Source organism: Microvirga sp. 2TAF3, assembly GCF_052114965.1.
Taxonomy (GTDB): domain Bacteria; phylum Pseudomonadota; class Alphaproteobacteria; order Rhizobiales; family Beijerinckiaceae; genus Microvirga.
Genome location: NZ_JBFRFT010000018.1, coordinates 120,999 through 141,000 on the forward strand (window position 1 = coordinate 120,999; position 20,002 = coordinate 141,000).

22 protein-coding genes and 1 other RNA gene are annotated in these 20,002 nt (G+C 65.1%); 11 read left to right on the forward strand and 12 right to left on the reverse strand.

Annotated features, from left to right (window positions below; all coding sequences use genetic code 11):
• Nucleotides 1-5 precede the first annotated feature (5 nt).
• Nucleotides 6-728 (reverse strand): DUF1013 domain-containing protein, encoded by a 723-nt coding sequence (locus tag AB4Y97_RS16875; RefSeq protein WP_442000203.1) that lies wholly within the window; start codon nt 726-728, stop codon nt 6-8.
• Between the two features lie 149 nt (nt 729-877).
• Nucleotides 878-1,876, reverse strand: a complete 999-nt coding sequence (locus tag AB4Y97_RS16880; protein ID WP_442000204.1) for an NAD(P)H-quinone oxidoreductase — start codon at nt 1,874-1,876, stop codon at nt 878-880.
• Nucleotides 1,877-1,975: 99 nt separating this feature from the next.
• On the opposite strand from AB4Y97_RS16880, the gene AB4Y97_RS16885 reads away from it, so the two are divergent.
• Both AB4Y97_RS16885 and rcdA read left to right on the forward strand, forming a co-directional pair.
• On the forward strand, nt 1,976-2,182 hold the full coding sequence (locus tag AB4Y97_RS16885; protein ID WP_442000205.1) for a DUF1192 domain-containing protein: 207 nt from the start codon (nt 1,976-1,978) through the stop codon (nt 2,180-2,182).
• A gap of 311 nt (nt 2,183-2,493) precedes the next feature.
• Entirely contained in the window at nt 2,494-3,003 is a 510-nt protein-coding gene (gene rcdA / locus AB4Y97_RS16890; RefSeq protein WP_442000240.1) for a protease adaptor protein RcdA, read from the forward strand.
• A 160-nt stretch (nt 3,004-3,163) separates the two neighbouring features.
• Here rcdA and rpmE read toward each other — a convergent pair whose 3' ends face one another.
• Complete coding sequence (gene rpmE, locus AB4Y97_RS16895) at nt 3,164-3,400, reverse strand: 50S ribosomal protein L31 (protein ID WP_442000206.1); 237 nt, start codon at nt 3,398-3,400, stop codon at nt 3,164-3,166.
• A 147-nt stretch (nt 3,401-3,547) separates the two neighbouring features.
• On the opposite strand from rpmE, the gene AB4Y97_RS16900 reads away from it, so the two are divergent.
• Together AB4Y97_RS16900 and AB4Y97_RS16905 are read left to right on the forward strand one after the other, a co-directional pair.
• Nucleotides 3,548-5,359 (forward strand): ABC transporter transmembrane domain-containing protein, encoded by a 1,812-nt coding sequence (locus AB4Y97_RS16900; RefSeq protein WP_442000207.1) that lies wholly within the window; start codon nt 3,548-3,550, stop codon nt 5,357-5,359.
• Between the two features lie 87 nt (nt 5,360-5,446).
• Complete coding sequence (locus AB4Y97_RS16905; RefSeq protein ID WP_442000208.1) at nt 5,447-5,629, forward strand: DUF3606 domain-containing protein; 183 nt, start codon at nt 5,447-5,449, stop codon at nt 5,627-5,629.
• Between the two features lie 9 nt (nt 5,630-5,638).
• On the opposite strand, the gene AB4Y97_RS16910 is transcribed toward AB4Y97_RS16905, so the two are convergent.
• The 9 genes from AB4Y97_RS16910 to tkt form a co-directional block, all read right to left on the reverse strand.
• Nucleotides 5,639-6,667 carry a peptidoglycan -binding protein gene (locus AB4Y97_RS16910; RefSeq protein ID WP_442000209.1) on the reverse strand — a complete coding sequence of 343 codons (1,029 nt, stop codon included), beginning with the start codon at nt 6,665-6,667 and terminating at the stop codon, nt 5,639-5,641.
• Nucleotides 6,667-7,629 carry a flagellar motor protein MotA gene (locus AB4Y97_RS16915; protein ID WP_442000210.1) on the reverse strand — a complete coding sequence of 321 codons (963 nt, stop codon included), beginning with the start codon at nt 7,627-7,629 and terminating at the stop codon, nt 6,667-6,669. The genes AB4Y97_RS16910 and AB4Y97_RS16915 overlap by 1 nt, the downstream gene beginning before the upstream one ends.
• Before the next feature lie 103 nt (nt 7,630-7,732).
• Nucleotides 7,733-8,527 carry an inositol monophosphatase family protein gene (locus tag AB4Y97_RS16920; protein ID WP_442000211.1) on the reverse strand — a complete coding sequence of 265 codons (795 nt, stop codon included), beginning with the start codon at nt 8,525-8,527 and terminating at the stop codon, nt 7,733-7,735.
• Between the two features lie 85 nt (nt 8,528-8,612).
• Nucleotides 8,613-9,518 carry a tetratricopeptide repeat protein gene (locus AB4Y97_RS16925; protein WP_442000212.1) on the reverse strand — a complete coding sequence of 302 codons (906 nt, stop codon included), beginning with the start codon at nt 9,516-9,518 and terminating at the stop codon, nt 8,613-8,615.
• Nucleotides 9,518-10,180, reverse strand: a complete 663-nt coding sequence (locus AB4Y97_RS16930) for a thiamine phosphate synthase (protein WP_442000213.1) — start codon at nt 10,178-10,180, stop codon at nt 9,518-9,520. Before AB4Y97_RS16930 ends, AB4Y97_RS16925 begins: the two co-directional genes overlap by 1 nt.
• Nucleotides 10,181-10,285: 105 nt before the next feature.
• Nucleotides 10,286-11,374 (reverse strand): class II fructose-bisphosphate aldolase, encoded by a 1,089-nt coding sequence (gene fba, locus AB4Y97_RS16935; RefSeq protein WP_442000214.1) that lies wholly within the window; start codon nt 11,372-11,374, stop codon nt 10,286-10,288.
• Nucleotides 11,375-11,422: 48 nt separating this feature from the next.
• Complete coding sequence (locus AB4Y97_RS16940) at nt 11,423-12,613, reverse strand: phosphoglycerate kinase (protein ID WP_442000215.1); 1,191 nt, start codon at nt 12,611-12,613, stop codon at nt 11,423-11,425.
• 11 nt (nt 12,614-12,624) lie between these two features.
• Entirely contained in the window at nt 12,625-13,632 is a 1,008-nt protein-coding gene (gap, locus tag AB4Y97_RS16945; protein WP_442000216.1) for a type I glyceraldehyde-3-phosphate dehydrogenase, read from the reverse strand.
• A 44-nt stretch (nt 13,633-13,676) separates the two neighbouring features.
• Nucleotides 13,677-15,692, reverse strand: a complete 2,016-nt coding sequence (gene tkt, locus AB4Y97_RS16950) for a transketolase (RefSeq protein WP_442000217.1) — start codon at nt 15,690-15,692, stop codon at nt 13,677-13,679.
• Nucleotides 15,693-15,872: 180 nt separating this feature from the next.
• On the opposite strand from tkt, the gene AB4Y97_RS16955 reads away from it, so the two are divergent.
• The 7 genes from AB4Y97_RS16955 (at nt 15,873) to AB4Y97_RS16985 (ending at nt 19,965) form a co-directional block, all read left to right on the forward strand.
• The gene (locus AB4Y97_RS16955) at nt 15,873-16,169 is read left to right on the forward strand and encodes a DUF4164 domain-containing protein (protein WP_442000218.1); all 297 of its coding nucleotides are present in this window, start codon (nt 15,873-15,875) and stop codon (nt 16,167-16,169) included.
• Between the two features lies 1 nt (nt 16,170).
• Nucleotides 16,171-16,539, forward strand: a complete 369-nt coding sequence (locus AB4Y97_RS16960) for a cell division protein ZapA (protein WP_442000219.1) — start codon at nt 16,171-16,173, stop codon at nt 16,537-16,539.
• Nucleotides 16,540-16,644: 105 nt separating this feature from the next.
• A non-coding RNA gene (gene ssrS, locus AB4Y97_RS16965) (6S RNA) lies at nt 16,645-16,799 on the forward strand.
• A gap of 4 nt (nt 16,800-16,803) precedes the next feature.
• Nucleotides 16,804-17,388, forward strand: coding sequence for a 5-formyltetrahydrofolate cyclo-ligase (locus AB4Y97_RS16970; RefSeq protein ID WP_442000220.1), 585 nt, complete (start codon nt 16,804-16,806; stop codon nt 17,386-17,388).
• A gap of 11 nt (nt 17,389-17,399) precedes the next feature.
• Nucleotides 17,400-18,221 carry a TIGR00282 family metallophosphoesterase gene (locus AB4Y97_RS16975; RefSeq protein WP_442000221.1) on the forward strand — a complete coding sequence of 274 codons (822 nt, stop codon included), beginning with the start codon at nt 17,400-17,402 and terminating at the stop codon, nt 18,219-18,221.
• A 97-nt stretch (nt 18,222-18,318) separates the two neighbouring features.
• Nucleotides 18,319-18,993, forward strand: a complete 675-nt coding sequence (locus AB4Y97_RS16980) for an exopolysaccharide biosynthesis protein (protein WP_442000222.1) — start codon at nt 18,319-18,321, stop codon at nt 18,991-18,993.
• 225 nt (nt 18,994-19,218) lie between these two features.
• Nucleotides 19,219-19,965 carry a YebC/PmpR family DNA-binding transcriptional regulator gene (locus AB4Y97_RS16985; protein ID WP_442000223.1) on the forward strand — a complete coding sequence of 249 codons (747 nt, stop codon included), beginning with the start codon at nt 19,219-19,221 and terminating at the stop codon, nt 19,963-19,965.
• Nucleotides 19,966-20,002 lie beyond the last annotated feature (37 nt).

A 20,002-nucleotide genomic window follows, 5' to 3' on the forward strand; every position in this document is an offset into this window, starting at 1 on the left:
AAATCTTACTCGTCGTCCTCGTCGTCCGACCGCTTGAGCTGCTTCAGCTTGGCGAAGACCGAGTTGACGTCGATTACTTCTTCCTTGACCGGCTTCGGCCGGCTCATATCGGCGAAGGGCTCGCTGCGCTCGGGCTCGGCCGTCGAGATCTCGGCCGGCATGAGCGTGCCGCCGGTTTCCGGGACTTCCACATGCGGACGGTCCTTCGCGGCGCGCTGCACCTCGAAATCGAGGTCGATCTGCGAGCAGAGGCCGAGCGTCACCGGATCCATGGGCGAAAGGGTCGCCGAGTTCCAGTGGGTGCGGTCACGGACCTGCTGGATCGTGGTCTTGGTCGTGCCGACGAGGCGCATGATCTGCGCATCCTTCAGCTCGGGATGGTTGCGTACGAGCCAGAGGATGGCGTTCGGGCGGTCATGGCGGCGGGACACGGGGGTGTAGCGCGGGCCCTTCTTGATGCGCTTCTGCTCCGGCAGCTTCACCCGCGACTCGGCCATCTTCAGGTGGTAATTCGGGTTCGATTGCGCCTTCTCGATCTCTTCGCGTGTCAGCTGGCCCGAGGTGATCGGATCCATGCCCTTGATGCCGGCGGCGACTTCGCCATCGGCGATGCCCTTCACCTCGAGGGGGTGAAGCTTGCAGAAATCGGCGATCTGTTCGAACGACAGAGACGTGTTTTCGACGAGCCACACGGCTGTCGCCTTCGGCATCAGCGGTCCCTGGGACATGGGCTAAACTCCTTCAAGCCGGGCGCCGGTTCTTCGGTGCCGCACGGCAAAACTCTCCTGCGCTCCGTCCCGGCCGGGCCGGAGCATCTCGTCTCACGTTGTGAGGGAAACGAGATGATTATAGGGAGCACACCCCAATGTTGCAAATCCTAAAGGCGTAAAACGATCTTTCCGATATGCTCGCCGCCATCCATGCGAGCATGGGCTTTGGCCACGTCTTCCAAGGCAAAGGTCGAGTCTATCTGCGGCTTGGCCCGGCCCTTTTCCAGGAGCGGCAGGACTTTTTCCTCCAGGGCGCGGGCGATCAGTGCCTTCTCGGCGACGGAGCGGGCGCGCAGGGTCGAGCCGGTATGGGTCAGGCGCTTGAGCATCAGGAGGCGGAAATCCACCTCCACCCTGCTGCCCTTCAGAAAGGCGATCTGGACGATCCTGCCGTCCCGCGCGGCGGCCTCGTAGTTGCGGGGAATGTAGTCACCGCCCACCATGTCGAGAATGACGTCCGCGCCCTTTCCGTTCGTGGCTTCCTTCACGGCGGCGACGAAATCCGTCTCGCGGTAATTGAACGCGAGGTCGGCGCCGAGCGCGAGGCAGGCCTCGCATTTCTCCCGGCTCCCGGCCGTGGCGATGACCCTGGCCCCGAACGCCTTGGCGAGCTGGATCGCCGTGGTGCCGATGCCCGAGGTGCCGCCATGGACAAGGAGAGTCTCGCCCGGCTGCAGGCGGCCCCGCTCGAACACGTTGGTCCAGACGGTGAAATAGGTCTCGGGGACCGCGCCCGCCTCCTCCAGGGAAAGCCCGGCCGGGACGGGGAGGGCATTGCTCTCATGGACCACGGCATAATCGGCATAGCCTCCGCCGGGCACGAGGGCCATGACCGGGGTCCCGACAGGAAAGCGGGTGGCGTCGGGGCCTGTCGCCGCCACCTCGCCCGCGATTTCGAGCCCCAACGTATCGGGGGCGCCGGGCGGGGGCGGGTAGCCGCCCTGCCGCTGCAGCACGTCGGGGCGGTTCACGCCCGCAGCCTTCACGCGCACGAGGATCTCGCCCTCACCCGGCTGAGGAACGGGGCGCCGGACGACTTTCAGCACATCCGGGCCGCCATGGCCCTCCGCCACTACCGCGCGCATCGTGTCAGAAATCGCCGCCATTCCGTCCTCCTTCGGTCAAAGGTTGATGGATATAGGGCAAGAGTGGCAAGGTAGGCATCACGTTCTAGTCTCAGGGACGTCGTTTGGAAGGAGGATGTCATGGCTTTCGATCCCTTCGCCGAGGAACCCCGGGTCAGCCCGATGGGCCTGGAGATCGGTCAGGACCTGTCGATGCTCTCCATCGACGAACTCGACGAGCGTGTCGCGATGCTCGAGCGAGAGATCGCCCGGCTGAAGGAAGCCAAGAGAAGCAAGGAGAATTCCCTTGCCGCCGCAAGCGCCTTCTTCAAGCTCGGTTCGGCCTGAGCCCCAGGGACGAAGCTTAACCGTTTTTTAAGGTTTCCAAAGGATTATTGGGGATATCCAGTTCTCTCTGGATGCCGAGTGGCTCCTGTCCACTCCTTTTGACGCCTCCCTGTTAAGACTTCGAGCCGCCCCGGGCGGCTCTATTTTTGGCCGGTTCGCCTGCGCTTAACCTTAAGAAAGGGTTAGCGAAGCATCGAACCCGGAGGCGCTCTATACTGTTCTCCTGACATGACGACATCCCGGACCGGGCCAGCCGGATGGGGGGATGAAATGCTTTGGGGAGACGGTCGGTGAGCGAACCCGACGTGATCATGCTTGGAACCGGCCCGGTCCGGTTCGGACACAGCTTCGTGCATTCGGATGCCTTCAAGGCGCTGTTTCAGGAAGGAATGGAGCTCGTCGAGGAGACGGCGGCCTATCTCGATGGCCCCGGCCGCGACGATTCCCGGCCCCTGCCACGTCAGGTCACTGTCGCCTATGCCACCGAGAGCATGCGGTTGACGACGCGCCTGATGCAAATTGCCTCATGGCTGCTGGTTCAGCGGGCCGTCGCCGAGGGCGAGATGACGCCCGATCAGGCGCGAATGGAAAAGAACCGGGTCCGCCTGGCCTCGCAGGATGCCACCACCGCGATCGCGGATTACGAAGCCCTGCCGGCCCGTCTCAAGGAGCTGATAGGCCTCGCCACCCGGCTCCATGCCCGGATCATGCATCTCGAACAACTGATTGCGGAGGCGGAAACGGCACCCGCCCGGACTAGCCCCAACCCGGTCGCAGCCCAGCACCGGATGCTGGAAAAGCTTTTTGGCGGAAACGATTAGGGTTTTGCCGCCGGCTCCCTTGTCATCCTCATCCTCAGGCTGAGCGTCAGCGAGAGAAGGGGATTCATTGCCACCTTCAAACATGCCCACCAAACAAAAAAGCCCCGCCGAAGCGGGGCTTTTCCATGCGGGCCGGAAGGCTCGACGACGATGCGTCGGCTTACTTCTTGCCGAAGGACATGTTGCCGAACTTCGAGTTGAAGCGCGACAGACGGCCGCCGCGGTCGAGCAGCTGCTGCGTACCGCCGGTCCAGGCCGGGTGGGTGTTCGGGTCGATGTCGAGGTTGAGGGTCTCACCCTCTTTGCCGTAAGTGGACCGGGTCGTGAACTCGGTGCCGTTGGTCATCACGACCTTGATGAAATGATAGTCGGGGTGGTCGGTTTCTTTGCGCGCCATTGCCATATCCTCTAGCGGCCAGCCATCGTGGTGCCCGCAGCCTGTGATCGAGCCTGTCTTGAAAGGTTGCGGGCCTATACCTTACTTGGAACCCTGAAACAAGCCGGGGCAAGGGAACGAAGCCCTCGCGCTCCCAGAATCCCGGAAATGAAACTTGATATGGCCGATCTCTCCAACGGATCCACCCGCCCGAAAGCGGCATTGAGCGCCCTCAAGCCGCTCGTGCCCTATGCACTCGCCTATAAAGGGCGGATCCTGGCCGCTTTCATCGCCCTCCTCGCCGCCTCGGCGGCGACCCTGGTGATGCCGATCGCGGTGCGCCGGGTCGTGGATATGGGCTTTTCGGACCAGGGCCGGGCGCTCATCAACGCCTATTTCGCGGTCCTGCTTCTGGTGGTCGGCGTTCTCTCTCTCGCCAGCGCCTCGCGCTACTATTTCGTCATCACCTTGGGCGAGCGGGTGGTCGCGGATCTGCGCTCCGCCGTATTCCGGCATCTCACGTCCCTCGATCCGGCCTTCTTCGACCAGACCAAGAGCGGCGAGATCGTCTCGCGGCTGACTGCCGATACCACACAGGTCAAGGCCGCCTTCGGAGCCAGCATTTCCATAGCGCTGCGCAACATCTTCCTATTCATCGGGGCCGTCGCCCTGATGATCGTCACCAGTCCGAAGCTCTCCGCCCTGGTGCTTCTGGCGATCCCGGTCATCGTACTGCCCCTCGTCATATCGGGCCGCGCCGTACGGCGCCGCTCGCGGGCCGCGCAGGACCGGCTTGCCGATGCCTCGGCCTATGCGGCGGAGGCCATCGGCGCGGTGCGGACGATGCAGGCCTTCGGCATGGAGCGGCAGACGGCCTCCCGCTTCGCCGCCGCCGCCGAGGAGGCTTTCGGCGCGGCGCGCCTGTCCACGACCATGCGGGCCTTCCTGACCGGGATCGGCCTGTTCCTGGTCTCCGCCAGCGTCGTCGGCGTGCTCTGGTACGGCGCCCAGGAAGTGCTTGCCGGGACGATGAGCGCTGGGCAGCTCTCGCAATTCGTCCTCTACGCGGTCTTCGCCGCAAGTGCTCTCGGCCAGCTTTCCGAGGTCTATGGCGAGCTGGCGCAGGCTGCGGGCGCGGCCGAGCGTCTTGGCGAGATCCTGGCCGCCGAGCCTGCCATCGAGGCCCCGCGTGACCCAAAGCCCCTGCCGGAACCGCCTTTAGGCACCGTGACCTTCGAGAACGTGCATTTCGCCTATCCCACCCGGTCGGAGCAGCGCGCGCTCCACGGCCTGACCTTCCGGGCCGCCTCGGGCGAGCGGGTGGCGCTGGTAGGGCCGTCCGGCGCGGGCAAGAGCACGGTGCTGCAATTGCTGCTGCGCTTCTACGACCCGCAGGAAGGGACGATCCTGGTCGATGGGGTTCCGATTGCGGAGACCAATCCCGTCGCCCTGCGCAGCCGCATGGCTCTCGTGCCGCAGGAGCCGACGGTTTTCGCGGCGAGCGTTCTCGACAATATCCGCTACGGGCGTCTCGACGCCACGGAGGAGGAGGTCCGTCACGCGGCGCGGCTCGCCTCCGCCGACGATTTCATCCGCGCCCTGCCGCAGAGCTACGATACCCTGATCGGCGAACGCGGCGTGACCCTCTCCGGTGGGCAGCGCCAGCGCCTCGCCATCGCCCGCGCCATCCTGAAGGATGCGCCGATCCTCCTGCTCGACGAGGCGACCTCCGCCCTCGATGCGGAAAGTGAAGGTCAGGTGCAGGCGGCGCTCGACCGCCTGATGGAAGACCGCACGACCCTCGTCATCGCCCACCGCCTCGCCACCGTGCGCTCCGCGGACCGGATCCTGGTCGTGGAAGGTGGGCGCATCGTGGAGGAGGGGACCCATGAGAGCCTGCTCGCCGTCGGCGGCCTCTATGCCCGTCTCGCCCGTCTCCAGTTCACCGACGAGGAAGGCCGCGTCCAGGCTGCCGAATAGGTTGGCGAAGAGATCGAACCGAAGCGGGCTCCCGCCGTTGAGGGAGAATCGACACCACCTCGGTGAGGGTCCTTTCGGGAGATCGGCATGGCGGACAATTTGGGCAAGAGGCACCCTCAGGATGCGTCCCGCATCAACATCCATGAGGATTGGGAGGTCCGTTACTGGACCGGTAAGTGGAACATCTCGCGCCAGCAGCTGATGGATACGGTGAAGCGCGTCGGCGTACAGGTAAGCGACGTCGCGAAGGCGCTGGGCAAAGGCTCCTGAGGCCGGGCCTCAGCGCTCCGTCAGCTTCAGCTCGATACGCCGGTTGCGGGCATAGGCCTCTTCCGTCGTGCCCAGATCGAGGGGCTGGAACTCGCCGAACCCGGCAGCGAGGAGGTGCTGGGGCTGGACGCCGCGCGAGGTCAGAGCCTGGACGACGGCGATGGCGCGGGCCGCCGACAGGGCCCAGTTGGACGGGAATTGCGGCGTGGCGATGGGACGGGCGTCCGTATGCCCGTCCACGCGAATCACCCATGGAATATCAGGCGGAATCTGCTTCTGGAGTTCCACCAGCGCGCTCGCGATCCGGTCGAGTTCGCCCGAAGCTTCCGGCTTCAGGGTCGCCTGTCCCACGGGGAAAAGCACCTCCGACTGGAAGACGAAGCGGTCGCCGACGATGCGCACGTCCGGCCGCGTGCCGAGGATCTGGCGCAGGCGGCCGAAGAAGTCCGACCGGTAGCGGGCCAGTTCCTGCACCCGCTGGGCCAGCGCCACATTGAGGCGGCTGCCGAGATCGGCGATGCGGGCTTGGCTTTCCTTGTCCCGGTTTTCGGAAGCCGCGAGAGCCTCCTCCAGGGCCGCGAGCTGGCGGCGCATGGCGGCGATCTGCTGATTGAGAATCTCGACTTGGCTGAGCGCCCGGCCCGTGGCCTGACGCTCCGCATCGAGCGCCGTGTTCAGCTCATTGGTCTTTGCCTGGGCATCGCCGCCGCTCTCGATGAGGCTCTGCAGCCGCGCCCGATCGACCTCGGCCGCCTGGAGGGTGCTTTGCAGGGCGTTGAAGTTTTCCTGGGCGGTGCGCCGGCTCGACCGTTCGAGGGAGAGAAGGTCGGTCAGTTCGGCGATCTGCCGGTTCAGCCGGTCGAGCACCGTGTCGCGGCTCGACAATTCCCGCGACAGGAAGAATTGTCCGACCATGAAGACCGAGATCAGGAAGACGATGGCGAGAAGCAGGGTCGAGAGCGCATCGACGAAGCCGGGCCAGTAATTGAGCTGGCCCTGGCGTCCGCGCCGCCGTCCGCCCGAGCCTGAGATCGGCATCAGGGCAGCCTTTCATGAGCGAGGCGGTCGAGCACCTGCTTGAGTTCCTTCTCGCGGGCGGCCTGTGCTTCCACCCAGTCGCGGATCATCTGCTGTTCGGCGCGCATGTGCTGGACGAGGCCCTGGACCCCTTCCGCCAGATTGGCCATGGCCTGGGTCGAGGCACGGCCTCCCGCGCCTTCGTTGACGGCGGCGGTGAGCCGGTTGAGGGCGATCGCCAGATCGTTCGGCGTGCCCGCGCGTACGGTCAGGTCGGCGCCCGTATCCGCGGTGGAGGTGGCGAGCCAGTCCTCGAGCTCCGTATAGAAGCGGTTCTGCGCCTGGCCGGCCTGAAGATCGAGAAAACCGAGAACGAGCGAGCCCGCGAGGCCGAAGAGCGAGGCGGAGAAGGACAGGCCCATGCCCTGCAGGGGGCCGGCAAGAGAATTCTTCAATTCGTCGAAGAGAACGGCCGTGTCCTGCCCGGTCCTGAGCGACGAGATGATGCGGCCGACCGATCCTACCGTTTCAATGAGGCCCCAGAAGGTGCCGAGCAGGCCGAGGAACACCAGCAGGCCCGCCAGATAGCGCAGGATCTCGCGGCTCTCGTCCAGGCGCGCGCCGATGGAATCCAGAAGCGACCGCATGGCGGCGACGGAGAGGAGCGATTGGGATGAGCGGTTGCTGATGAAGGTGGCGAGCGGCGCCAGAAGAACGGGGGAGGCGGGAGGAACGAGGCCTTCCTCCGCATGCCGCATGGTGTTGACCCAGCGCACCTCCGGAAAGAGGCGCCAGACCTGCCGGATGGCCAGCACGATGCCGATGAACATCACGCCGATGATCAGGCTGTTGAGGCCGGGATTCGCCATGAAGGCGTTCCAGATCTGCTTGTAGAGGATGAAGGCGACAAACCCCGCCAGAATCAGGAAAACCGCCATGCGGATAAGGTAGATCCGCGGTGGGGTAAGGGGTTGGTCTTCCATCTGGATCCTGCTCGCTGATGCCTCAAGACCGTTCTAATGTGACCGGAGGGGACCCTGGGATCAAGCGTTGCCGCTGGATCCGCAGTGTCGACAAACAGAAATATCAGCCTTTGGCCTTCTTCAAGAGCTTGAGCAACTCGCGATGGAGGATTTCGTTGCCGCAGGCCACGCTTCCCGTGGCCAGGGGATTGCTGCCGCCATCCGCATCGGAGATGAACCCGCCGGCTTCGCGGATCACCAGGATCCCGGCCGCGATATCCCAGGAGTTGAGCCCGCGCTCCCAATAGGCGTCTAGACGCCCGCAGGCCACATAGGCGAGATCGAGTGCCGCCGCGCCCCAGCGGCGCATGCCGCCCGCATATCCCATCACGGAAGCCGATTCGCGCAGGAACAGGCCGTGATCGCCCTTGCCGATATGCGGCAGGCCGCAGGCCACGACCGCATCGGCCATCTCGTTGCGGGCCGCCACGCGGATGCGGCGGTTGTTGAGATAGGCGCCCTTGCCCTTCTCCGCGATGAACAACTCGTCCTTGGCCGGGTCGTAGATCACGCCGGCAACGATCTGCCCGTCGCGCTCCAGACCGACGGAAATGGCGAAATGCGGCAGGCCGTGCAGGAAGTTCGTGGTGCCGTCGAGCGGGTCGATATGCCAGCGGTGGCTCGGATCCGTGCCCGCGACGACGCCGCTTTCCTCCATGACGAAGCCATAGCCGGGGCGGGCCTTTTCGAGCGCCTCGCGCAGGACCTGCTCCGCCTTGCGGTCGGCCGCCGAGACGAAGTCGCCGGGCCCTTTCCGGGACACCTGCAGGTTCTCGACCTCGCCGAAATCGCGCTTGAGGGAGCGCGATGCCTTCATCACGGCATCGGTCATGACGGTCATGAGGGGCGAGCGGATCATCGTCGGGCGGTCCTGAAACTGGGGCGGGAAAGGAAATATGGCCCGGATGGACCACGGGAGGGGATGAACGTCAAGCCGTTGCGGATCACCGCATGCCGAGGCGCTCCGCGGCTACCCGCTCGGCGCGGGTTCGTTCGTCGGCGGTCAGGTCCTTCAGGGCGTCGTCGAGCCAGGGGTCGTTGAAGCCCTGCGCGACCGAGAGCAGATGCCATGCGGCGGCGTCGATCTTGTTCTGCGGCACGCCCCGGCCGGTTGCGAGCATGCGTGCCAGACGATTCTGGGCGATGGCGTTGCCCTTGGCGGCCGCGCGGCGGAAATAGCGTGCGGCCCTGGATTCATTCCTGGTGACGCCTTCGCCGTTGAACAGCAGGATCGCGTATTCGACTTCGCCGACCGAGCTCCCGTTCTTGGCGGCCCGCTCGAACAGGAGAGCGGCCTCCCCGGCATCGCGCTCCACGCCCCGGCCTTTCAGATAGAGGACGCCGAGGGCATGCTGCGCATCGGGAATTTCCGCATCCGCGGCCTTGCGCAGAAGATCGGCGGCCCGGCGCAGATCGGCATCGAGGCTGCTCGACAGGAGCAGCAGGGCAAGATTGTAGCTCGCCACCGGTTCGCCCTTGGCGGCGGCCTGTTCGAGCCAGGCCTTGGCCTGATCCCTGTCCTTCTTGATGCCACGTCCGTCGAGAGCCATCAGGCCGAGGGAAGCGAGCGCATGGGCGTCGCCGCGCCCGGCGGCGAGACGATACCAGTCGGCGGCCTTTTCCGGGCTGAGGGGAATGCCGAGGCCCTGGTTGTAGAGCTCGCCGAGCAGGGTCATCGCGGCGGCGTCGTTCTTGTTCTTCTCCAGCCGCAGGGTCGCCTCGCGAAAGGCCGCCAGATAGTGGCCGCGCTGATAGGCGCCGTAGGCGAGATCGGGTGCGGCTTGAGCCGTAACGACGGACGCGCCGAGGAAAGCGGCGCCGACGAGCCAGGACACACGGGACACGCGCATCAATGCAGCGCCTCCTCGTCGGCGATCAGGGCGGCGGCTGCCGACAGGGCCTTCGCCGGGCCGTCCGGATGGGACCAGGCCGCATCGCCGAGCGCGATGAACTCCGCGCCGGTCGCCGCAAGTGCCTTCACGGCATCCAGGCTCGGCGCATACGCGACGCAGGGCGTCTCGAAGATTTCCGCCCACCAGGCGGCCCGCTCCGCCACACTCTCCAGGGTGGGCAGGGAGCCGTCGGGGCGCGGTTCGCCGAACATCAGGTAATCCACGCCCGCCTCGCCCAGATTCATGGCATCGTCCTTGGAGCGAATGCCGCCGGCACCGATGGCGCGCTCAGCCTTGAGGCGTTCACGCAAGTCCCGGATGCTTGTGGGATTGCCCATGACGTGAACCCCGTCCGCACCGCCGCGCGCGGCGATGGTGGCGAGGTCGGCCGCGCTGGGCGCCCCGCCCTGGATGGTCACGATGGCGGCGGCCCCGCTATCCTGGACAGCGGGGGCGAGCGCCTTGACCTGATTGATGAGGGTCCTCTCATCGGCGGGCGCGAGGCGCAGGAGCACGGCGGCGACCTGGCCGCCCGCGCAGGCCTCGGCAAGGCGCGGCGCGAAGGAGGCATCTTCCAGAATGGGTGTGACGAGATAGAGTCGGGCAGAAGGCTCGGCCATGGTCCACGGTCATGAAAAAATTAAAGACAGCTACGCCATAACGAAAACGGGGCCATCTTGCGAGGCCCCGTTTCTCGGTGACGATTAAGGCGAAAGCCTGATCGCTTATTCGGCAGCCTGTCGGCTCGCGCCGAACTTGGGATCGAGCTCGCCGGACGCATAGCGCTTGGCCATCTCCGCCGGAGTGAGCGCGCGCTTGATCTTCGAGGCTTGGCCGGCGGTGTTGAACTCCTGCAGGCGCTGCTTGCAGAGTTTCGTCATCGCCTCCATGGCGGGCTTCAGATACTTGCGCGGATCGAACTCGCCCGGGTTCTCGGACAGAACTTTACGGATCTGGCCCGTCATCGCCATGCGGTTGTCGGTGTCGATATTGATCTTGCGCACGCCGTGCTTGATGCCGCGCTGGATCTCCTCCACCGGCACGCCCCAGGTCTGGGGCATCTTGCCGCCATACTTGTTGATGATGTCCTGAAGATCCTGCGGCACGGAGGACGAGCCGTGCATCACGAGGTGGGTGTTAGGCAGGAGGCGGTGAATTTCCTCGATGACGTTCATGGCGAGGATCGCGCCGTCCGGCTTGCGGGTGAACTTGTAGGCGCCGTGCGAGGTGCCCATGGCGATGGCGAGCGCGTCCACCTTCGTCTCGGCCACGAACTTCACGGCCTCTTCGGGATTGGTGAGGAGCTGGTCGTGGCTGAGCTTGCCCTCGGCGCCATGGCCGTCTTCCTTGTCGCCCATGCCGGTCTCGAGCGAGCCCAGCACGCCGAGTTCGCCTTCCACCGAGATGCCGCCGAGATGGGCCATGTCGGTCACCTTCTTGGTGACGCCGACATTATAGTCCCAATCGCCCGGCGTCTTGCCGTCGGCCTTGAGCGAGCCGTCCATCATTACCGAGGTGAAACCGGCCTGGATCGCCGTCATGCAGGTGGCGGGCTCGTTGCCGTGGTCGAGATGCACGCAGACCGGGATATGCGGATAGATCTCGGTGACCGCGTCCATCATGTGCTTGAGCATGATGTCGTTGGCGTAGGATCGCGCGCCGCGGCTCGCCTGGATGATGACCGGCGCATCGACGGCGTTGGCCGCTTCCATGATGGCGAGCGCCTGCTCCATGTTGTTGATGTTGAAGGCCGGAACGCCGTAGCCCTGTTCGGCGGCGTGATCGAGAAGCTGTCTGAGGGTGATGCGTGCCATGGTTTTCCTCCTGATTGCTTTTAGAACCCGCCGAAGCTGAACCGGGCGTTAAACGCGCAGCGCCTCGACGCCGGGCAGCGATTTTCCTTCAAGCCATTCGAGAAATGCGCCGCCTGCCGTCGAGACATAGGTGAAGTCGTCCGCCACGCCGGCATGGTTGAGCGCCGCGACCGTGTCGCCGCCGCCGGCCACCGAGACGAGCTTGCCTTCCTTGGTGCGCTTGGCCGCATGGCGGGCCGCCGCGACCGTACCCTGATCGAAGGGCGCGATCTCGAAGGCGCCGAGCGGGCCGTTCCAGACCAGAGTCCTGGCGTCGTTGATCGCCGCATTGACGCGCTCGACCGATTGCGAGCCCACGTCGAGGATCATCTGATCCTCGGGAATCGCGTCGATGCCGTAGGTGTGATTATGGGCTCCGGCCTTGAACTCATAGGCGCAGACGCCGTCCACCGGCAGGATGATGGCGCAGTTGGACGCGCGCGCCTGTTCGATGATGCGAAGCGCGGTATTCGCCAGATCCCTCTCGACCAGGGATTTGCCTACGCCGAGCCCCGTCGCGAAGAGAAAGGTATTGGCCATCGCGCCGCCGATGACGAGGGCATCGACCTTCTTCACGAGATTTTCGAGCAGGTCGATCTTGGTCGAAACCTTCGCGCCGCCGACGATGGCGACGAGGGGGCGCTGGGGTGCCTCGAGACCCTTGGTCAGGGCTTCCAGCTCAGCCTGCATGGTGCGGCCGGCATAGGCGGGGAGCGCATGGGCGAGGCCCTCCGTGGAAGCATGCGCGCGGTGCGCCGCCGAGAAGGCGTCGTTGACATAGAGGTCGCCGAGCTTTGCGAGTTCGGCGACGAAAGTCTTGTCGTTCTTCTCCTCGCCCGCATGGAAGCGGGTGTTTTCGAGAAGCAGCACGTCGCCGTCCTTCAAGGCGGCGACGGCCTTTTGCGCCACTTCGCCGATCGTGTCCTCGGCGAAGGCGACGGCTTTCTTCAGATGCTTTGCGACCGCCTCGGCGACGGGCTTCAGGGATTCTTTGAGATCGCGCCCCTTAGGGCGTCCGAAATGGGCGAGAAGGATGACCTTCCCGCCTTTTTCGGCGATCTCCTGGATGGTGGGGAGGACGCGCTCGATGCGCGTCGCATCCGTCACCCTTCCGTTCTCCATCGGGACGTTGAGATCGACCCGGACGAGAACGCGTTTTCCCTTGACGTCGGCCTGATCGAGCGTGCGGAAGGCGGTCATGAAAGCCTCCGTCAGATGAGCTTCGCCATGGCGACGGCGGTATCCGCCATCCGGTTGGAGAAGCCCCACTCGTTATCATACCACGACATGACGCGAACGAAGTTGCCGTCCATGACCTTGGTCTGGTCCATGTGGAAGGTGGACGAGGCCGGGTTGTGGTTGAAGTCGATGGAGACGTTCGGATCGTTCGTGAAAGCGAGGATGCCCTTCAGCTCCTGTTCGGAGGCGCGCTTGATGGCATCATTGACCTCGGCGACCGTCGTCGGCTTCTTGGCGATGAACTTGAAGTCGATCACGGAGACGTTCGGGGTCGGCACCCGGATCGAGGTGCCGTCGAGCTTGCCGTTGAGTTCCGGCAGCACGAGGCCGACGGCCTTCGCGGCGCCGGTCGAGGTCGGGATCATTGACAGGGCCGCCGCGCGGGCGCGGTAGAGGTCCTTGTGCATCTGGTCGAGGGAGGGCTGATCGTTGGTGTAGGAATGCACCGTCGTCATGAAGCCCTTCTCGATGCCGACCGCGTCGTTGAGCACCTTCGCGACGGGCGCGAGGCAGTTCGTGGTGCAGGAGGCGTTCGAGATGACGATGTGGTCCTTCGTCAGCTTGTCGTGGTTGACGCCGTAGACCACCGTGAGGTCGGCGCCGTCGGCGGGGGCCGAGACGATGACGCGCTTGGCGCCCGCGGTCAGGTGCGCCGCGGCCTTCTCGCGCGAGGTGAAGATGCCGGTGCATTCGAGCGCGATGTCGACGCCGAGCTCCTTGTGCGGCAGGGTCGCCGGATCCTTGATCGCCGTGACCTTGATCTTCTGGCCGTTGACGACGATGGAATCGCCCTCGACCTTCACCTCAGCCGGGAACCGGCCATGGACGGAGTCGTAGCGAAGCAGGTGAGCATTCGTTTCGACCGGACCGAGGTCGTTGATGGCGACCACCTGAATGTCCTTGCGGCCGCTCTCCACGATGGCGCGGAGGATGTTGCGCCCGATGCGACCGAACCCGTTGATCGCGACCTTCACCGTCATAGTCTTAGCTCCCTTGTGAGGTGAGGCTCAAATGGCTTGAAGCCTCATAGATTGTGCGTTCTGAGGATGTGTTCCGCAACGGCTTCGGCGGTAATGCCGAAGTGCTTGTAGAGATCCTTGTACGGCGCGCTGGCGCCGAAACCGTGCATGCCGACGAAAATCCCATCGGGGCCGATAACGGCATCCCAGCCGAAGCGGACAGCCGCCTCGACCGCGACCTTGACCGGAGCATCGCCGATGATGCGGGCGCGGACCTTCTCGGGCTGGGCCAGGAAGAGATCGAGCGACGGCACCGAGACAACGCGAACGGCGAAGCTTTGTTCGGCGAGAATCTTCTGCGCGGCGAGCGCGATCTCGACCTCGCTGCCGGAGGCGAAGATCGTGGCGCGGGCCTTTCCTTCCGCCGGGGACAGTTCGTAGGCTCCGGTGGCCGACAGGTTTTCGCGGCTTGCTTCCTTACGCACCTGCGGCAGGTTCTGGCGGGTCAGCGCGAGCAGGTTCGGGCCATCGGTGCGCTCGAGCGCCATCTGCCAGCATTCGGCGGTCTCGATCGCGTCGGCCGGGCGGTACACGCGCATCTTCGGCATGGAGCGCAGCGAGGCCAGATGCTCCACCGGCTGGTGGGTCGGGCCGTCCTCGCCGAGGCCGATCGAGTCGTGGGTCATCACGTAGGTGACCGGGATGCCGGCGAGCGCGGCGATACGCATGGCGGGGCGGGCGTAATCCGCGAAGACGAGGAAGGTCGCGCCGGCCGGAACGAGGCCCTTATGCAGCGCCATGCCGTTCATGGCCGCGGCCATGCCGTGCTCGCGGATGCCGTAATGGATATAGCGGCCCGCATAATTGCCGGGCGAAATGGCGGTGAGGTTCTTGGTCTTGGTGTTGTTGGACGGCGTCAGGTCGGCCGAGCCCAGCACCAGTTCCGGCACGGCCTCGGTGATGACCTCGAGCGCGATCTCGCTGGCCTTGCGGGTAGCGACATTCTGCGGCTCGGCGATGAGCTTGTCCTTGAGCTTGGCGATGGCCTCTGACAGGCCCTGCGGACGCATGCCTTTCATGCGGCGCTCGAACTCGGCGCGCTTCTCGGCCGGCAGCGCCTTCAGGCGCTCGGCCCAGGCCTTGCGATGGCGGCGGCCCTTCTTGCCGGCCTTGGCCCAGGCGTCGCGGATGTTCTCCGGAATCTCGAAGGGGGCGTGCTTCCAGCCGAGGGCGGCCTTCGCGCCCGCCAGCTCCTCGGCGCCGAGCGGCTCGCCATGGGCCTTGGAGGTGCCGGCCTTCTTCGGCGCGCCGAAGCCGATGGTGGTCTTGCACGCGATCATGGTCGGGCGATCCGACTTCTGGGCGCGGGAAAGGGCGCGGGCGATGGCCTTGTCGTCATGGCCGTCCACGCGCACGGCGCGCCAGCCGGCGGCCTCGAAGCGCTTCACCTGATCGACGGAATCGGAAAGCGACAGCGGGCCGTCGATGGAGATGCCGTTATCGTCGAAGAGCACGATGAGGCGGTTCAGCTTCAGGTGCCCCGCGAGGGCGATGGCCTCATGGCTGATGCCTTCCATCAGGTCGCCATCAGAGGCAATCACATAGGTGCGGTGATCGACGAGATCGTCGCCGTACTCGGCGTTGAGCATGCGCTCCGCGATGGCCATGCCGACCGCCGTGGCGATGCCCTGGCCGAGCGGACCCGTCGTCGTCTCGACCCCGGGAGTCATGAAGTTCTCGGGGTGTCCCGGCGTCTTCGAATCGAGCTGGCGGAAGCGCTTCAGCTCGTCGATGGTCATTCCCTTCACGCCCGTGAGATGGAGCAGGGAATAGATCAGCATCGAGCCGTGGCCGGCGGAGAGCACGAAACGGTCGCGGTCGGGCCAGGTCGTGTCCGTGGCGTCGTATTTCAGAAACTTGGTGAAGAGCACCGTCGCCATGTCGGCGGCGCCCATGGGCAGGCCCGGATGGCCCGACTTGGCTTGCTCCACGGCATCCATGGAAAGGGCGCGGACGGCATTCGCCAGATCGGAATGGGTGACGCGATCGGCGGAGACGGAGTTGGGCACGGCTTGATCCATAAATCTGGAGGGCAGCCCTTTCGGGCGAGCCTATCGAAAAAGCGTGGGCTCCTTAACACGGGGCAGGGGCGAGTCAAAGGCTCAACCGCCTCAAACCCCTTCAAGCCCCCCTTAAGACCCTGCGAGCACCGTTGCCGGTGCGGGGCGAGGGCCGTAGTGTCGGTGACGATTCCCGGAGGCATGATGACCCCCATTCTCGACGATGCGATGAAACGGCTCGAGGTTGCCTTGGGCCTGCTCGAGGCTTCGGTTTCGCGCCGGCTGGAGACGGAGAGGCGGCGCGGCGATCTCGAAACCGAACTGCAGCTCATGCAGGACGACCGGGCTCGCCTGGCCGTCGAGCTGGACGGAGCCTTGACCCGCCTTCAGCGCTATGAGGCGGCGACGGACGATGTGAGCCGCCGCGTCCGCCAGGCCATCGGCACGATCCAGACCGTGCTGGTCCGGGCCGGACAGCTCGAGCCGGAGGAGGGGTGAGATGGCCCAGGTGATGGTGACGATCGCCGGAAAGACCTACCGCATCGCCTGCGCCGATGGCGAGGAGCGGCATCTCGAAGGTCTCGCCGCCTCCTTCGACGCCAAGATCGAGGACATGCGCGCCGCCTTCGGCGAGATCGGCGACATGCGCCTCCACGTCATGGCAGCCATTACCCTGGCGGATGAGATGCACGAGACGAAGAAACGTATCGCGGCCCTGGAGACCGAACTCGCCGAGCTGCGGAGCTTCGCCTCCGCCGGCGATGAGCGCACGCAAGTCATTGAAGCCCGGCTCGCGGAAGGCGTGCACAAGGCTGCCGAGCGGATCGAGCGTCTGGCACGGAGCCTGAATTCACCGGGGCAGGGATAGTTGCTATCGTCTCCCGGGTTCGGCTGCGTGGCCCAGAGATGACAAAGGAACGGTGCCTCCAACTTTCCTCTTCCCCACGGCTCCCATCCCCCCTACATAAGGAAGGCGGGGCTGCGGGGCTCGTTAGGAGTTCATTTCCCCGGGGCCTTATCGATCCTTAGGGAGCTGTCCCTACCCGGTCCGTGGACCGGGATACACGGCGCCCACCTACTTATGTAGGTTCCCGGGATCGCTTCTCCGACGGCTTTTGTGGCTCCGCACCCGATGACATCTCTCTCCCGTCCCGATCTCAAGGAAAGGCTTCGCCGCGAGGCCTTCACCCGCCGCGACGCCCTCGACGAGGCATTCCGCCACGAAGCCTCGCATCGCATTTCCGAGCGGGCCCTGGGTCTAAGCCACCTGAAGGAAACCAACCCGGTCGGCGGCTATTGGCCTATCCGCAGCGAGGCCGATCCGCGTCCCCTCATGGAGGCGCTCACCGCCCGCGGGCAGGATGTCGCCCTGTCCCAGATCCTCCATCCGCATTTGAGCTTCCGCCTCTGGCGGCCCGGCGATCCGCTGGTGAAGGGCGGGTTCGGGGTGCATGAGCCCGGACCCGATGCGCCGGAGGTTTTCCCCAACGCCTTGCTGGTGCCCCTCCTGGCCTTCGACCGGCGCGGCGGGCGGATCGGCTATGGCAAGGGGCATTTCGACCGGGCCATCGCGGCCCTCGAATCCCGCCATTCCATCTTGACCATTGGCCTCGCCTATGCGGTTCAGGAGATCGAGCAAGTTCCGGTCGAGCCCCATGACCGGCCACTCGATGTGATCGTCACAGAAACCGAACTCATTCGGACCAAGCCTCTTTAAAGGACTTCTCAATGCGTCTTCTCTTCCTCGGAGATGTGGTCGGACGGGCCGGCCGCAATGCGGTCGTCGAACGCCTGCCGTCTTTAAGGGAGCGCTGGCGGCTCGATTTCGTGGCCATCAACGGGGAGAACGCGGCGGGCGGCTACGGCATCACCGAAGCGATCTGCGACGACCTGCTGAATGCGGGCGCGGATGCCGTCACCCTCGGCAATCATACCTGGGACCAGCGCGAGACCCTGGTCTTCATCGAGCGCCAGCCCAGGCTCATCAGGCCCGTGAACTACCCGCCCGGCACGCCCGGACGGGGCGCCAACCTCATCGATACCCCGTCAGGCCGGCGCGTCCTCGTCATCAACGTGATGGGCCGCCTGTTCATGGACGCGCTCGACGATCCCTTCGCGGCGGTGGACCGGGAACTCGACGCCTGCCCTCTGGGTCAGGTGGCGGACGCGGTCATCGTGGATATTCATGCGGAGGCGACCAGCGAGAAGGAGGCGATGGGGTATCACATCGACGGCCGCGCCAGCCTCGTGGTCGGCACCCATACCCATGCCCCGACCGCCGACCACCGGGTCCTGCCGGGCGGCACCGCCTACATGACCGATGCGGGCATGTGCGCCGATTACGATACCGTCATCGGCATGCAGAAGGAGGAATCCCTCCGCCGCTTTCTCCAGAAGACGCCTGGGCCGCGCATGGAGCCGGGTCTCGGCGAGGCCACCCTCTCAGGGGTTGCGGTCGAGATCGACGACCGCAGCGGCCTTGCCACCCGCGTCGCGGCTCTGCGCCTTGGCCCGCATCTCGAGGAATCCTGGCCGCGATTCTGGGATTAGAGGCTTGGGAAGAGTTCGGGTGCCGTTTCAGGGCTCGATTCAGCTGCTCTTGGCTTGCGGCGAAATATGCCCATCTGTCCTCTAACGGAGGAAGCAGGTGGACGCCGAAAATCAGCAACGTCTTCAAGCCGCGCGTGAGAACGGCACCTCGCCGGAGGCCGCGGAGCATAAGAGCGTATCCGCCATCCTACGCGCGGTGATCGATCAGGCCAGGGGCGAGACGATCACCATCGGCGAAATCATCGATGCCTTCGGCGAGCGCGCCTTCGGGCTGGTGCTGATCCTGTTCAGCCTGCCGAATTGCGTACCGGCGCCTCCAGGCATCGCCGGCATCGTCGGAACGCCCGTTCTCATCTTCGGCATCCAGATGATGCTCGGCCACAGGCATCCCTGGCTGCCCGGCTTCATCAAGCGCCGCTCCGTCTCGGTCGAGAAGTTCAAGCGCCTGATCGACGTCGCGGAGCCCAGGCTTCAATGGCTCGAGAGTTATTGCAAGCCCAGGCTGACGCAGCTTTTCAGCGTGGTCGGCGACCGGATGGTCGGCCTTTTCGCCTTCCTGGTGGCCCTGTCGGTGCTGATCCCGTTTCCGGGCACCAATTTTCCACCCTCCATCGCGCTCGTCATCGTCTCCATCGCGGTCATCGAGGAGGATGGCTATCTCCTGCTCTTGGGATATCTCATCGGTTTGGCGGGCTTGGCCTATACGGTCACGGTGCTGGGCGCGTCCTATCACCTGATCCGGGCGGGGCTCGCGAGCTGGTTCGGAATTTGAAGCATTTTCCGCAAAAGTGGATGCCGGTTTTGCGGCGGAAAATGCGTCTTTCAAAAAGAGAGCCTTGTCGCGAGCCGGAATTCGCGACAAGGCTCCAGAACAAAGAGGGGCCGAGGGGCTTTGCCTCGGGCGCTACACCGTTTTATAAGCCCGCTATCGTCAACATCCGCGGCCTGATGGGTTCTTGAACGCCAAGACGCTCTCGGTCGCGATCGCGGAGGCCCTATGGCCGGACATTCACAGTTCAAGAACATCATGCACCGCAAGGGGCGCGCGGACGCGGTGCGCTCGAAGCTCTTCTCCAAGCTCGCCCGCGAAATCACGGTCGCGGCCAAGATGGGCATGCCCGACCCCAACATGAACCCGCGCCTGCGCGCCGCGATCCTGGCCGCCCGCGCCGAGAACATGCCCAAGGACAATATCCAGCGCGCCATCAACAAGGCCGCCGGTAACGACGGCGAGAACTACGAAGAGATCCGCTACGAGGGCTACGGCCCCGGCGGCGCGGCGCTTATCGTCGAGGCCATGACCGACAACCGCAACCGCACGGCTTCCGATATCCGCTCCTACTTCACCAAGAGCGGCGGCAACCTCGCCGAGACGGGCGCCGTCTCCTTCATGTTCGACCGGGTCGGTCTGGTGGAGTTCGCTCCCGAGGCTACCGATGCGGACACCATGCTGGAAGCCGCCATCGAGGCCGGCGCCGAGGATGTGGTCTCCTCCGAGAGCGGCCACGAGATCTATTGCGACCAGGGCTCCCTCAACGAGGTGACCAAGGCGCTGGAAGAGAAGTTCGGCGAGCCGAAGGCCTCCAAGCTCGTCTGGAAGCCCCAGACCCCCGTCGCCGTCGACGACGAGGCCGGCGAAAAGCTGATGCGCCTGATGGAGACGCTCGAAGAGCACGACGATGTGCAGAACGTCTACGGCAATTTCGAATTGTCCGAGACGCTCATGCAGAAAATGGCGGAGTAAGGTTCCTTCCCTCTCCCCTTTGCGGGAGAAGTGTGGC